9 protein-coding genes and 1 pseudogene are annotated in these 13,733 nt (G+C 68.7%); 2 read left to right on the forward strand and 8 right to left on the reverse strand.

Annotated elements, in window-relative coordinates:
* Positions 1–92: 92 nt before the first annotated feature.
* Genes LU671_RS01190 through ptsP form a run of 3 tightly spaced genes read right to left on the reverse strand, consistent with a single transcriptional unit; the run spans position 93 to position 5,610 of the window.
* Entirely contained in the window at positions 93–1,814 is a 1,722-nt protein-coding gene (locus tag LU671_RS01190) for a PTS fructose-like transporter subunit IIB (protein ID WP_232854702.1), read from the reverse strand.
* The gene (gene pfkB / locus LU671_RS01195) at positions 1,814–2,761 is read right to left on the reverse strand and encodes a 1-phosphofructokinase (protein ID WP_232854703.1); all 948 of its coding nucleotides are present in this window, start codon (positions 2,759–2,761) and stop codon (positions 1,814–1,816) included. Before pfkB ends, LU671_RS01190 begins: the two co-directional genes overlap by 1 nt.
* The gene (ptsP, locus tag LU671_RS01200; RefSeq protein ID WP_232854704.1) at positions 2,761–5,610 is read right to left on the reverse strand and encodes a phosphoenolpyruvate--protein phosphotransferase; all 2,850 of its coding nucleotides are present in this window, start codon (positions 5,608–5,610) and stop codon (positions 2,761–2,763) included. The genes pfkB and ptsP overlap by 1 nt, the downstream gene beginning before the upstream one ends.
* Before the next feature lie 296 nt (positions 5,611–5,906).
* On the opposite strand from ptsP, the gene cra reads away from it, so the two are divergent.
* Together cra and LU671_RS01210 are read left to right on the forward strand one after the other, a co-directional pair.
* Positions 5,907–6,902 carry a catabolite repressor/activator gene (gene cra / locus LU671_RS01205; protein WP_186713203.1) on the forward strand — a complete coding sequence of 332 codons (996 nt, stop codon included), beginning with the start codon at positions 5,907–5,909 and terminating at the stop codon, positions 6,900–6,902.
* A 2-nt stretch (positions 6,903–6,904) separates the two neighbouring features.
* Positions 6,905–7,681, forward strand: coding sequence for a TatD family hydrolase (locus LU671_RS01210; RefSeq protein ID WP_203647959.1), 777 nt, complete (start codon positions 6,905–6,907; stop codon positions 7,679–7,681).
* A 166-nt stretch (positions 7,682–7,847) separates the two neighbouring features.
* Here LU671_RS01210 and LU671_RS29595 read toward each other — a convergent pair whose 3' ends face one another.
* The 5 genes and pseudogenes from LU671_RS29595 to LU671_RS01230 form a co-directional block, all read right to left on the reverse strand.
* Positions 7,848–8,561, reverse strand: coding sequence for a methyl-accepting chemotaxis protein (locus LU671_RS29595; RefSeq protein ID WP_408005701.1), 714 nt, complete (start codon positions 8,559–8,561; stop codon positions 7,848–7,850).
* Positions 8,562–8,705: 144 nt separating this feature from the next.
* A pseudogene (locus LU671_RS29600) lies at positions 8,706–9,827 on the reverse strand (HAMP domain-containing protein); the annotation flags it as partial.
* A 253-nt stretch (positions 9,828–10,080) separates the two neighbouring features.
* Complete coding sequence (gene ampE / locus LU671_RS01220) at positions 10,081–10,911, reverse strand: regulatory signaling modulator protein AmpE (protein WP_232854706.1); 831 nt, start codon at positions 10,909–10,911, stop codon at positions 10,081–10,083.
* On the reverse strand, positions 10,908–11,474 hold the full coding sequence (ampD, locus tag LU671_RS01225; protein WP_232854707.1) for a 1,6-anhydro-N-acetylmuramyl-L-alanine amidase AmpD: 567 nt from the start codon (positions 11,472–11,474) through the stop codon (positions 10,908–10,910). The genes ampE and ampD overlap by 4 nt, the downstream gene beginning before the upstream one ends.
* A gap of 88 nt (positions 11,475–11,562) precedes the next feature.
* Complete coding sequence (locus LU671_RS01230; protein WP_232854708.1) at positions 11,563–13,713, reverse strand: DUF1631 domain-containing protein; 2,151 nt, start codon at positions 13,711–13,713, stop codon at positions 11,563–11,565.
* Between the last annotated feature and the right edge of the window lie 20 nt (positions 13,714–13,733).

A 13,733-nucleotide genomic window follows, 5' to 3' on the forward strand; every position in this document is an offset into this window, starting at 1 on the left:
CCATTCACTGTGTATGACGCTGAAATCCTGGGGCCGCTCCGCGCCCCTTTCGCGGCACGAGGCCGCTCCTACAGGGATTGCGCCGGGCCTGGCTACGCCTTGGCCGGCGCCACCACCATCTCCACCTGTTCGCTCTTCTTGATCACGGCATACACCACCGCCGTCAGCAGGCTGCCGGCCACGATCGCCAGCAGGTACAGCAGCGCATGGTTGATCGCGTTGGGGATCAGCAGCACGAACAGGCCGCCATGGGGCGCCATCAGCTTACAGCCGAAGTACATCGACAAGGCCCCGGTCAGCGCGCCACCGGCGATGCTCGCCGGGATCACCCGCAACGGGTCCTTGGCGGCGAACGGGATCGCCCCTTCAGAGATGAAGCACAGCCCCAGCGCCAGCGCGGCCTTGCCGGCCTCGCGCTCGCTCTGGGCGAACTTGCGTCGGGCCAGGAAGGTGGCGATGCCCAGGCCGATCGGCGGCACCATGCCGGCGGCCATGGTCGCGGCCATCGGCGCGTAGCTCGACGACGCCAGCAGCCCTACCGAGAACGCATAGGCGGCCTTGTTGATCGGGCCGCCCAGGTCCACACACATCATGCCGCCGAGCAGCAGCCCGAGCAGGATGGCGTTGGTAGTGCCCATGCTGTCGAGGAAGTGGGTCAGCCCTTCGAGCATGGCGGCCACGGGCTGGCCGACCACATAGATCATCACCAGGCCGGTGAACAGGCTGGCCAGCAGTGGGATGATAAGGATCGGCTTGAGCGCGTCGAGGCTACTGGGCAGGCGCACCCAACGGGCGATGGCCTTGGCGCTGTAGCCGGCCAGGAAGCCGGCGACGATGCCGCCAATGAACCCCGCCCCCAGCGTACTCGCCAGCAAGCCGCCGATCATCCCGGGCGCCAGCCCCGGACGGTCGGCGATGGACCAGGCGATGTAGCCGGCGAGCAGCGGCACCATCAGCTTGAACGCCGCCTCACCACCAATCTGCATCAGCGCGGCGGGCAGCGTGCCGGCCTCCTTGTAGGCCTCGATGCCGAACACGAACGACAAGGCGATCAGCAGGCCGCCGGCCACCACCATCGGCAGCATGAACGACACCCCGGTCAGCAGGTGCTTGTAGACGCCCGTCTTCTCGGCCTGCTGCACCGCGCCAGGCGCATCCCCCGCAGCCTCCACCTTGCCCTCGGCCAGTGCCTTGTCCAGCGTGGCGCGGGCCTGCTTGAGGGCGATGCCGGTACCGCAACGATAGATGCGCTTGCCGGCGAAACGCGCAGCCGGCACTTCGATATCGGCGGCCAGCAGCACCACGTCGGCCTCGGCGATGGCTTCGGCCGGCAGCGGGTTGCGCGCGCCGACCGAGCCCTGGGTCTCCACGGTGAGCCGGTAGCCCATGGCCTGCGCCGCCTGTTGCAGCGCTTCGGCGGCCATGAAGGTGTGGGCCACGCCGGTCGGGCAGGCAGTCACCGCGACGATTTTCGGCGCGCTGCCCTGCGGGGGCGGCGCCGACTCGTGTACCCGCGCCTCGGCGGCGGCCTGGTCAAGAAACCCCTCGCGGTCCGCCAGTGCCTGGGCCGGCGTGCTCTGGTACAGGCGCTTGCCCGCGAAGCGCGCCAGGTCCATCGGCCCGGTGCTGACCACCAGCACCCAGTCGGCATCAAGGATCTGTGCCGCGGTCAGGCGACGCTCGGGGTGCTCGGCATCCTGCACCTCGACACTGGTGCTCCAGCCCCGACGCTGGGCCGCGGCGGCCAACAGGCGGGCGCTGAGCACGCTGGACACCTGCCCGTTGGGGCAGGCGGTGACAATGGCAATGTTCATCAGCAGCCCTCTTCTTGTTGTTCTGCCAGGTGCACGGCGGCCTCCAGCAGGGCCAGTTGCTCGCGATCGTGGATGCCGAAGCCGACCTGGGTGACCGCCTGGGCGGCGATGGCGGTGGCGCGGCGCAAGGTGGCGGCGGGCGCTTCGGCCTGGAGCAGGCCATGGACCATGCCGGCGACCAGGGAATCACCGGCGCCGACGGTGCTGGCGATGCGCACCTTCGACGGTTGCGCATGCAGCGCCAGGCCGGCGGCGAACCAGGTCACGCCCTGCTCGCCCTGGGACACCACCACATGCTCGACGCCGCTGGCCAGCAAGCGCTGCGCGGCGCCGCGCTGGCCGGCCGCGTCAAGCACAGGCTGCCCGAGCACCTCGCCGAGTTCCTCGGTATTGGGCTTGACCAGCCAGGGCGCGGCCTCGAGGCCGGCGCGCAAGGCCTCGCCGCTGCTGTCCAGGGCCACCTTCAACCCCTGCGACTTGAGCATCAGCAGTAGCTCGCGCAGCCATTCGGGGCTGATCCCCCGCGGCAGGCTACCGGCCACCACCACGGCGTCATGCCCCGGGGCCACCTCGGCCAGGCGTTGCAGCAAAGCGTCGCGGGCGGCCTCGTCGACTTCAGGCCCGGGGCCGTTGATATCGGTGACCTGGCCATCGGCCTCGACCAGCTTGATGTTGCTGCGGGACTCGCCGGGCACACGGACGAAGCAGTCGGCGAACCCACGCCAGGCAATCAGCGCCTCGAACGGCGCCAGGTTGTCGAGCCCGAGAAAACCGCCGACGGTCACGCTGTGGCCCAGGTCGGCCAGCACCTGGGCGACGTTCAGCCCCTTGCCGGCGGCATGGCTGTGCTGGGCCTGGCTACGGTTGACCGCGCCGGGGCGCAGGCGATCGAGGCTGATGGTGATATCCAGCGCCGGGTTGAGGGTGAGGGTGAGAATCTTGGCCATCAGTAACGCTCCACCAGCGCCCGGACTGCCTCGGCGCTGTCTTGTTGCAGGGCCTCGCGCGCCAGGGCGCGGGCCGTCGAAAGGTCGGCCTGGCGCACCAGTGCCTTGACTTCAGGGATGCTGCGGGCGGCGACGCTCAGTTCGTCCACGTCCAGGCCCAGCAGCACGGCCACGGCCTGCGGATCGGCCGCCAGCTCGCCGCACACGCCCACCCACTTGCCCTGGGCATGGGCGGCGCGCACGGTCATGTCGATCAGATTGAGCACCGCCGGGTGCAGGCCGTCGGCCTGGGCCGAGAGGCTTGGGTGGCCACGGTCGATGGCCAGGGTGTACTGGGTCAGGTCGTTGGTGCCGATGCTGAAGAAGTCCACCTCGCGGGCCAACTGCGGCGCCAGCAAGGCGGCCGACGGTACCTCGACCATGATGCCCACTTGCAGGTCGGCCACCGGAATTTCCTGGCGCAGGCGCTCGACCATGGCCTTGGCGGCGCGCCATTCATGGAGCTGGCCGACCATGGGGAACATGATGCGCAGCGGGCGATTGTCCGCTGCGCGCAGCAGGGCCCGCAGTTGCTCTTCCATCACCTGCGGGCGTTGCAGGGTCAGACGCACGCCGCGCACGCCGAGGAACGGGTTCTCTTCCGCCGCGATCGGCCAGTACGGCAAGGGCTTGTCGCCGCCCACATCGAGGGTACGCACCACCAGCGGGCGTCCGCACAGGTCGTCGAGCACCCGGCGGTACTCGGCCTCCTGGGTGGCCACATCGGGCAGTTGCGGGTGGGCCATGAAAATCAGCTCGGTGCGCAGCAGGCCGACGCCTTCGGCACCCTGCTCCACTACCTTGTCGATGCCACTGCTTTCGCCGATGTTGGCGAACACTTCGACCGCGTGGCCGTCGCGGGTCAGGGTCGGCTCATGGCGGTTGGCCCAGGCGATCTGCAAGCGCCGCTCGCGGGCATCGCGCTCGGCCAGCGCCCGTTGCAAGCGGGCCTCGGGCGGCGCGACCTCGACCTGCCCGCGCTGGCCATCGAGCAGCAGCGGCGTGCCGCTCTCCAGCAGCAGCACTGCCGCGCCGGCACCGACCACCGCCGGGATGCCCAGGGCCCGGGCGACGATGGCGCTGTGGGCCGTGGCGCCGCCCTGGGCGGTGATGATGCCGGCGACCCGCGCCGGGTCCAGGCGCGCCACATCGGATGGGCCCACCTCGGCCATCACCAGCACGTAGGGCTGCTCGGGCTCGACCACCGCCTGCACGCCACACAACTGGGCCAGCACACGGCGACCGATATCGCGCAGGTCGGCGGCGCGCTCGGCCAGCAGCGCATCGTGCAGCGCCTCCTGCTGGCGGGCGGCGTTCTCGATCACTGCCATCCACGCGGCGGCGGCGCTCTCGCCCTGGGCCAGGCGCAGCTCGACGTCATCGGTCAGGGCCGGATCGGCCAGCATTTCCTGGTGGGTGATGAAAATTTCGCCGATGGCCTTGTCGCTGCGTTGCACCAGGGCCTGCAGGTCGGCGTGCACCTTGTCGATGGCCGCTCGCAACCTGGCCCGCTCCTGGCCGGGCGACTCACCGCGCAGCGGGTAGTCGATCTCGCGCTCGACGCACACATGGGCCGGGCCACTGGCGATGCCCGGCGCGGCTGCGACACCCTGCAGGGTGCTGCCGGGCGCCGGTGCCTGGAGGGTTTCGATGGGTGGCGGCTCCATTGCTGCCGTTTGCGGCAAGGGCTCGACCTCCTCGCCCAACCCCTGCTCGATGGCGGCCAGCAGCACCGGCAAGGCATCGGCGGCAACGCCCGGTTCGGCGATCAACTCCAGCACCTGGCCACGGCGAGCGCCAAGGCTCAGCAGCTTGCTCAGGCTCTTCACCGAGACGGCGGGCTGGGCGCCGTCTTGCAGGCGGATGCGGATCTCACCCTCGAAGCCCTTGGCCAGTTGCGCCAGCACCTTGGCCGGACGCGCATGCAGGCCATGGGCGTTGGCCAGCACCACCCGGGCGCTGGGCCAGTCGGCGGGCGCCTCGCCACCGAGCACTTCGAGCACGGCGCGGCTGCTGGTGGCCTGGTAGAGCATCTGCCCACGGCCCTCGATCAGCACCTCGCACAGGCGCTCAAGCAAGGCCTGGTGGGCGGCGCCGAGGCTGGCCAGGCAGAACAGGCCATTGAGCGGCTGGTCGCGGTAGCGCAGTGGCTGCTGTGGGGTGACGAAGGCCAAGCCCGGCTGGCGCACCTCGCGCTCACTGTGCAGCCACCACAGGCCTTCGCCCAGCGGCAGCGGCTCGGTCTGCTGCAGCACGGCGGCAAAGCCGCTGTCGGCACAGCCGCCGCGTTGCAGCAGGCGGGCGCCGCGCCAGGCCAGTTCGTCGAAGTCGTCCGCCGCCAGGTTAAGGCCGACCAGCTGGGCATCCAGCGCCAGCTCACGTGGCGCGCCCTGCAGCAGCTTGAGCAGCGCCTCGGCGCTGCCGGCCCGGCGCAGAGCCTCGGCCAGGTCGGTTTCGCCCAGGGCGCGGGTCAGCAGTTGTAGAAGACGCAGGTGTTCATCGGAGCGGGCGGCGATGCCAATGGCCAGGTAGACGATCTGGCCGTCGCCCCAGTCCACGCCATCGGGGAACTGCAGCAGGCGCACACCGGTGGCGAACACCAGCTCGCGGGTCTGCGGCGTGCCGTGGGGAATGGCGATACCCTGGCCGAGGAAGGTCGAGCCCTGCGCCTCCCGGGCCTGCAGCCCCGCCAGGTAGCCCTCGGCGACCAGGCCATCGGCAACCAGTCGATCAGCCAGCAACGCCAGTGCCTCGCCCTTGTCGGCGGCACGCTGGCCCATGGCAATCTGCTCCACGGCAAGCTCGAGCATGACCCTCTCCTTTTGCGGCAGCCCCGTCGGCTACCGAGGTATTGTTGTGGAATTCGACGGCAAAAGCCGCCAAAACGATCAGCGCAACGGGCGAATACTCATTTCCAGGCAGGAAATTTCGTTTTGCTGAAACGTTTAATCTGACCAAGTGGCCACGTTACTCGATAATCTGCCAACGAAAAAGCCCCATCCTGTCGGACAATTGCGACAATGGTCGTCTGCGCGCGGGACCGTAGATGGGTGAAACTAGCCGGTCCAGCCCCGTGGCCAGTCCCGGAAACAACAAGGAAAATTCGGTGAAACTCAGCGATATCGCCCGTCTGGCCGGTGTGTCCGTGACCACCGCCAGCTACGTCATCAATGGCAAGGCCGAACAACAGCGCATCAGCAACAGCACCGTCGAGCGCGTGCGTGCGGTGGTCGAGGCCCATGGCTTCACGCCCAACCCCCAGGCCGCCGGCCTGCGCAGCCGCCACACGCGCACCCTGGGCTTCATTCTCCCGGATCTGGAGAACCCCAGCTACGCCCGCATCGCCAAGCAACTGGAACAAGGCGCCCGTGCCCGTGGCTACCAACTGCTGATCGCCAGCAGCGACGACCAGCCCGACAGCGAACGCCAGTTGCAGCAGCTGTTCCGCGCCCGCCGCTGCGACGCGCTGTTCGTCGCCAGCTGCCTGCCGCCGGAAGACGACAGCTATCGCGAGCTGCAGGCCAAGGGCCTGCCGGTGATCGCCATCGACCGACGCCTGGACCCGGCGCATTTCTGCTCGGTGATCAGCGACGACCGCGACGCCAGCCGTCAGCTGGCACAGAGCCTTTTGAAAACCCGCCCGCGCAGCATCGCCCTGATTGGCGCGCGCCCCGAGCTGTCGGTGAGCCAGGCCCGCGCCGGTGGCTTCGACGAGGCCCTGCAAGGCTTCGACGGCGACGTGCGCCGCTACCAGGGCGAGGCCTTCAGCCGCGAATGCGGCCAGCGCCTGATGCAGCAACTGATCGACGAGCTGGGCGGCCTGCCGGATGCCCTGGTGACCACCTCCTACGTGCTGCTGCAAGGCGTGTTCGACACGCTCCAGGCGCGCCCTGAGGGATCCCGCGAGCTGCAACTGGGCACCTTCGGCGACAACCAGTTGCTCGATTTCCTGCCGCTGCCGGTCAACGCCATGGCCCAGCAGCACGGCCTGATCGCCGCCACCGCGCTGGAACTGGCCCTGGCCGCCATCGAGGACAAGCGCTACGAGCCCGGTGTGCACGCCATCGGCCGCACCTTCAAGCAACGGATCGCCAAGGCCTGAACATGCGCCTGATCGACACCCACACCCACCTCGACTTCCCCGACTTCGACGCCGACCGCCCGCGCCTGCTGGCCAACGCGGCGGCGCGCGGGGTGGAGCGCGTGGTGGTGCTGGGGGTGTACCAGGACAATTTCCAGCGGGTCTGGGACCTGGCTTGCGCCAACCAAGGCGTGTACGCGGCGCTGGGGCTGCACCCGATCTACCTTGAGCAGCACCGCCCCGAACACCTGGCGCAGCTACGCGACTGGCTGGAACGCCTGCGCGGCGATCCGCGGCTGTGCGCGGTGGGTGAGTTCGGCCTGGACTTCTACCTGCCCGAACTGGACCCGACGCGCCAGCAGGCATTGTTCGAAGCCCAGCTGCAACTGGCCTGCGACTTCGAACTGCCGTCACTGCTGCACGTGCGCCGCAGCCACGCCCAGGTAATCGCCACGCTCAAGCGCTACAAGCCGGCGCGGGCGGGGATCATCCATGCCTTTGCCGGCAGCTACGAAGAGGCGCGGGAATACATCAAGCTCGGCTTCAAGCTGGGACTCGGCGGTGCCGGCACCTGGCCCCAGGCGTTACGCCTGCGCAAGACCCTGCCAAGGCTACCGCTGGACAGCGTGGTGCTGGAGACCGACGCGCCGGACATGGCGCCGGCGATGTTCCCGGGGCAGCGCAACAGCCCGGAGCATCTACCCGAGATTGCCGGGGCGCTGGCCGAAGTCATGGGGATCGAGCCGGGGCTGCTGGCCGAGGCCAGCAGTCGCAATGCCTGCGAGGTGTTTGGCTGGTAGACCGACGCGGTCCCTGTAGGAGCGGCCTTGCCGAGGCGTCGGACCGGCCGGAAAGGGCTGCGTAGCAGCCCCAGGATTTCGGTGTTGACACAAAGATCGCTGGGGCCGCGTTGCGGCCCTTTCGCGGCGCAAGGCCGCTCCTACACGGGATTCACGCTGCCCTCGATCAGACCCTGAACGCCCCGATCAACCGCTTGAGCTCCACCACCTGCGCCGACAACGCCCGGCTGGCGTCCTCGGTCTGGCAGGCGCCCTCGGTGGTGTCCTGCGCCGCGCGGTTGATCGCCACGATGTTCTGGTCGATGTCGTGGGCCACGGCGGTCTGCTGCTCGACGGCGGCGGCGATCTGCTGGTTCTGCTCGACGATCCCGCCCACCGCGCCAAGGATATTGCCCAGCGCCTGTTGCACCTGGCGCGCCTCGTCCACGGTACCGGCGGCCATCTGGTGGCTGCTGCCCATCACCCGCACCGCCGCGCCCACGCCATCCTGCAGGCGCTGGATCATCTGCGCGATCTCTTCGGTGGAGTCCTGGGTGCGCCGGGCCAGGGTCCGCACTTCGTCGGCGACCACGGCGAAGCCCCTGCCCTGCTCGCCGGCCCGGGCCGCCTCGATGGCGGCGTTGAGGGCCAGCAGGTTGGTCTGCTCGGCGATGCTGCGGATCACTTCCAGCACCCGGCCGATGGCCTGGCTGTCGCCCGCCAGCTGGTTCACCGCCGCCACGCTCTGGTCGATCTCGCCGGCCAGGCGGGCGATGCTGCCCTGCTGGCTTTCCACCAGGTCGCGGCCCGAGGCGCTCTCGTGGTTGACCCGCTGCGCGCCTTCGGCGGCCAGGGCGGCGCTGCGGGCAACCTCCTGCGCGGTGGCGCTCATCTGGTTCATCGCCGTGGCCACCTGCTCGATCTGCTCGCGCTGGCCGCTGACCGCCTGGTTGCTGCGGCTCGACACCGACAGCACCTGCCCGGCCTGCTCCTCCACCGTGGTCACGGTCTTGCCGACCTGCTCGATCAGCCCGCGAATGCGCCGTACCGTCTCGTTGAAGCCACGCCCCAACTCGCCCAGTTCGTCCTGGCTGTTGGCCTTGAAGCTGATGGTCATGTCGCCGGCGGCCACCTTGTCCATGGCGTTGCCCAGGTTGCCGAGGGTTTCCCGGGTGGAGACGTAGAAGCCGCCGTACAGGTAGATGATCAGCGCGAACACCGTGGCCAGGGCCGCGACCAGCGCGACCGTGCGCAGGCGATGCTCGCCCAGGCGCTCCTCCAGCTGGCCGTGCAGGTGGGCAAGGACGGCGTCGTTGAAGCGGTAGGTCTGCGCCATCAGGTCGCTGGTCTGCTGGTAGAAGCCGGCCCAGGGCGCATCCAGGGTCTCGGCCACCACCACCTGGTCCTCGAACAGGGTCGCGGCCTGCTTGACCGTGGCCTGGCTGGCCTGGGCATCGCTGGCCAGCGCGGCCCTGAGCCCGGCATCGCTGGCCAGGACATCGTCGAGACGGATGGCATAGTCGGCGGACAGCCGCTCCAGGCGCTGCAGCAGGTCTTCGAAGCGCGCGCTGCCCGAGGAATCCATGAAACCGCGGCCGAGGGCCACCGCGCCCATCGCCCGGCCTTCGCCCAGGGCCTGGGTGACCTGCGCCGTGGCGTTGCCGACCAGTTCGCTCAGCTGGCGCACCGAAGCCTGGCTGTCCTGGTTCAAGCCCGACTGGCTGGCGACCAGCTTGCCCAGCACCTGGGCCTGGGCCAGCAACTTGTCGAACAGCGCCGCCTTGTTCTGCAGCGAGCTTTCCTCACGGGCGCGGGCAAAGGCCTCGGCCAGCTCGGCACGCTTGGCCTCGAGCGCCGGGTCGCTGCCCTTGAGGCCGTCGAGCCGGGCCTGGACCTTGTCCTGCAGGGCACCGATGCGGCTTTCCACATCGCCAGCCTGGCCCGACTGGCCCAGCACAGCGTTGATCTGCAGCAGGTTGCCCAGGGTCTCCAGATCGCCGCGCAAGGCCAGGCTTTCGGACAGCGGCGCTAGCCCCTGCAGTTCGCCGCGGGTGGCCTGCAGCTGGTTATAGGCGTCGCGGACCAGGTAAAAACTGGTGACCAGCATGGGCAGGAAGAACAGGACGCTGATCAGGCTGAACTTCATGCCGAAGCTCAGCCGGTTCATCAGTGCGATGGCCGGATAGAGCAGACGCTTCACAGGTCACCTCCTTGAATTCTTGTTGTTCTGCGGGGTAGCACAAGGCCATCTAGGGCCAGTGGCTTTGTATAGCGCAGATTGGAATCAAGGTTTGTAACTTATGGTTAAGCGCGGTTCGGTAGGAGCGGCTTTAGCCGCGATGCGGGCACCGCGGAGTCTGGCACCCGCTTCGCGGGTGATCGCGGCTGAAGCCGCTCCTACAAGGAGGTGATTAAAGTTTTCAGACCAGCACGGTCCACAGGGCGAAGCAGGCATACCACAACACCGCGCAGCGCAGCAGCAGCTCCCACAGGCTGTCCAGGCGCTCCAGGCCATGCTGGCGGTCTTCCTCCTCGGGAATATCGTCGGCCACCCGACCGACCTTAGCCACCAGGTGCCCGGCGCTGACGTGCCAATCGAGCAGCTCGTGCAACATCACCCGGGTCACCGCGACGAAGTTGCCGACCAGCGCGAAGCTCACCGTCATCACCCGCACCGGCAGCCAGTCCATGGCATGACGCAATTGCCCGGCCAGGGTTTGCAGCGCCGGCTGGCGGCTGTGGTCCATGGTCAGCGCCAGCAGGCGGTAGGCCAGCGCCGCCCCCGGGCCGAGCAGGAAGTACCAGAAGATCACCGCGAAGAAGCTCTGGTAGGCCTGCCACAGCAGGTGGCCCTGGACCCGCTTGATCAGGCTCTGGGCATCGTCGGCAGCCAGCCCCAGGTCGCGTTCGGCCACATGCAGCGCAGCCTGGTCGTCACCGCGGCGCCAGGCGTCGCGAAACGGCCCGAGCGCCGCCTTCACATCGCCTCGGCCGAGGCTGTAGACCAGCACCAGCAGGTGCACCGGCAACGCCAGCAGACCGTAGGCCACCGGCTCCAGCACATGCAGCAAGAGCGCGAGCAGCGCCACCGGCGCCAGGACCAGGATGCCCAGCGTCCACCACGGGTGGACCTTGCCGCTGCGCTCCAGGCGCACCAGCTCGCCCAGGTAGAAGCCGTCGCGCTGCAACCGCTGACGCAGGGCCGAGAACTTCTCGACCCACAGCGCCAGCACCAACACCAGAAAACTCATGCCTTGTCCTCGTTGCGTTGCAGCGCGGCCCGGTAGCGCGGCCAGTCGAAGGCCGGGCCCGGATCGGTCTTGCGCTGCGGGGCGATGTCGCTGTGGCCACAGATGCGCTGGGCGTCGATCACAGGCCATGCCGCGCGGATCTCGCGAGTCAGGCGCTCCAGGGTGGCGTACTGGGCATCGGTGTAGGGCAGTTCGTCGGTGCCCTCCAGTTCGATGCCGATGGAAAAATCGTTGCAGCCCTCGCGCTCGCCGAAGCGCGACACGCCGGCATGCCAGGCGCGGTCGAGCAACGAAACGAACTGGGTCGCCGCGCCATCGCGCTCGACGAACAGGTGCGCCGAGACGGTCAGGTGGTTGATGCTGGCAAAATAGGGGTGCTCATTCGGATCCAGGCGATTCTGGAAGAACTGCTGCACCTTGCCGGTGCCGAAGCAGGCCGGTGGCAGGCTGATGTTGTGGATGACCAGCAGCGCGATGGCCTCGCCCTCGGGGCGGGCGTTGAAGTTCGGCGAGGGGCAGTGGCTGACGCCGCTGAACCAGCCGGTCGCACGGTCCAATTGCATGGTGCAGATCCTGAAATGACGCCCGAGACAGGTGCCCAGTATGCCGTGGCCGGCCGGTGCTTGCATGTAAATGATTGTGTAGGGAAATTCAGCTCTGTTGGGCCTGCTGCCCGCGCAACTGCTCCAGCACTGCTTCCAGCGCCCGCTCGAACAGCAGGCCGTCGTCCAGCAGGCGCACCTCGCCACGGCGCAGCGCCAGGGCCAGGCCCATGCGGTTCCATTCGCGCACCTTCATGCCGGTGCGGTTGGTGAAGACCAGGCGATCATTGCTGTCGATGCGCGCCACCAGCTTGCAACGCAGCGGCTCGTCGTCGTCCATCACTTCGACCCAGGTGCCGACCTGCAGGCGCTGCACCTGGCGCAATGCCGGCTCCTGGTCATCGAGCGGCAGGCCAGGGGCAAGGGCGGACTCGTCGCTGACCGCCAGCACGATAGCCTCCTCCAGCCACACTTCATCCAATGCGGCGTCCGGCTCCGGCGTGCCACCGCAGGCACGCAGGTGCAGTTTTTCCAGTTGCAGGAAGAAATCACGAGTGGCAGCAGAGTCCAGCGCCACCCCCGCCAGGCCGTCGCGCAAGGCCTTGAGCAGGCCCGGCACCTGCTCCAGCAGGCGCTGCGGCTCACGGTACGGGGCAATGCTGACCAGCAGGTCGTCCACCGTCGCCAGGGCGTCGGCCCAGGCCGGCGAGGCCTCGCCCTGCTTCAACCAGGCCAGCAGCAGCACCTGGCTCCAGGACTGCACCAGCATCTGCACCACCACCTGCGGCAGTACCCGGCCATGCAGGCGGTCGTTCAACTCCTGCTGTACCCGCTGGCGGGCCTGCAAGGCACGGGCACGCCCCTCCTCGGCGTCGCGGGTGCGCTGTTCGAGGAGTTCGTTGCGCCGGCGCTCGTCCTGGCTGAAGGCGAGAAACTCATCGAGCAGTTCGTTGAACACTGCACAGTCGTCGGAAAAGTCATTGAGCAGGCGCTGGACGATGCGCTCGACCCGCAGGTGCAAGCTGTCGCGCAGCCCCTCGGCATCGCTCTCCCAGCCGATGGCCACGGCGGCGATCTCGTTGAGCAGGCGGCGCGCCGGGTGGCTGGCGCGGCTGAACATGCCCTTGTCGATCAGCGCGACCTTGAGCACCGGGATATGCAGGCGGACGATCAGCGCCCGCAGGCTGGCCGGCAGGTTGTCGTCGCCCTGGATGTAGGCGAACAGCAGGTCGACCAGGTTGATCGTGTCCTCGTCGTCGGTGGCGATCCGCCGCCGCGTACCGCTGCGCACGCTGACCCGCAGCAACAACTGCTCCAGCTGCTGGCCGAGGTTGAAGTCATCCGGCTCGCCGGGGGCCGGCACATAGTGCTGCAGGTGGGTGAGCAGGCGCAGCAGGTCGCCGGTGCTGGTCGGCTGCGCGGATCCGGCCGCCTGCAACCGCGGCGCGACACGCCCGCGCACCGGCGCCAGCAGCGTCTGCACCGAGGCGAAGAAAGCCTGGCCGGCGGAGTCGGACAAGCCGCCCAGCGCCGGGCTGGCCGGGACGCGCCGGGCGATGCTGCGCCGGTCCTCGGCGCGGCGCCGCGGGGCGGGCATCAGCTGCGGCAGTACACCGGCGCTGGCGAGCAACTGGCTGGCCTCGCCGTAGAGCAGGTCGAGGTCACGCAGCACGTAGCGCTCGAACAGCTTGAGCAGCACCATCTTGACGCGGGCGCCGACTCCCAGGTTGCGCCCGGCGTCCAGGAAATAGCCACACAGGTTGCCGGGGCCCAGGGGATTGCCTGCGCTGGCCAGCGGCAACTCCAGCAGCGTGGAGAAGCGCAGGTTCAACTGCTCCAACAGGAAGCCGTCGCGGGACAGCACCCGATCGACCATGGCCTGCACGGCCACCGAGCGCTCCAGCGACGGCTTGTCCTGCGTCTGCGCCCTGATCAGGGACTCGAGCCCGTCGCCCTGGCCGATGCGGGCGAAGGCCTCGTAGAAAGTGTCGAGGAAACCTCGTTCAATACTCTTGCGCTTGAGGCGCAGGTCGCGCATGGCTTCGAAGTAGAGGTTCTGATCGAGGCGACCACTGGCCTTGTCGGCCATTTCGAACAGGGTGTCGTCGGCATTGTCGAACAGCGCCTGCAAGCCCTGGCGCAATTGCAGGGCAGCCTTGTCGCGCACCTGCAGGAGCAGCACGGGAAGGCATGGCGAGGGCGCGCGCGCACCCCGGTCGATGGCAGCCGCCAGGGGCACCACCTTGCCTTCATCATGCATCCCGGACTCCTTGCTGGATG

The sequence above is a fragment of the Pseudomonas sp. NMI760_13 genome, from assembly GCF_021283245.1.
In the GTDB taxonomy this organism is placed as follows: Bacteria; Pseudomonadota; Gammaproteobacteria; order Pseudomonadales; family Pseudomonadaceae; genus Aquipseudomonas; species Aquipseudomonas peradeniyensis.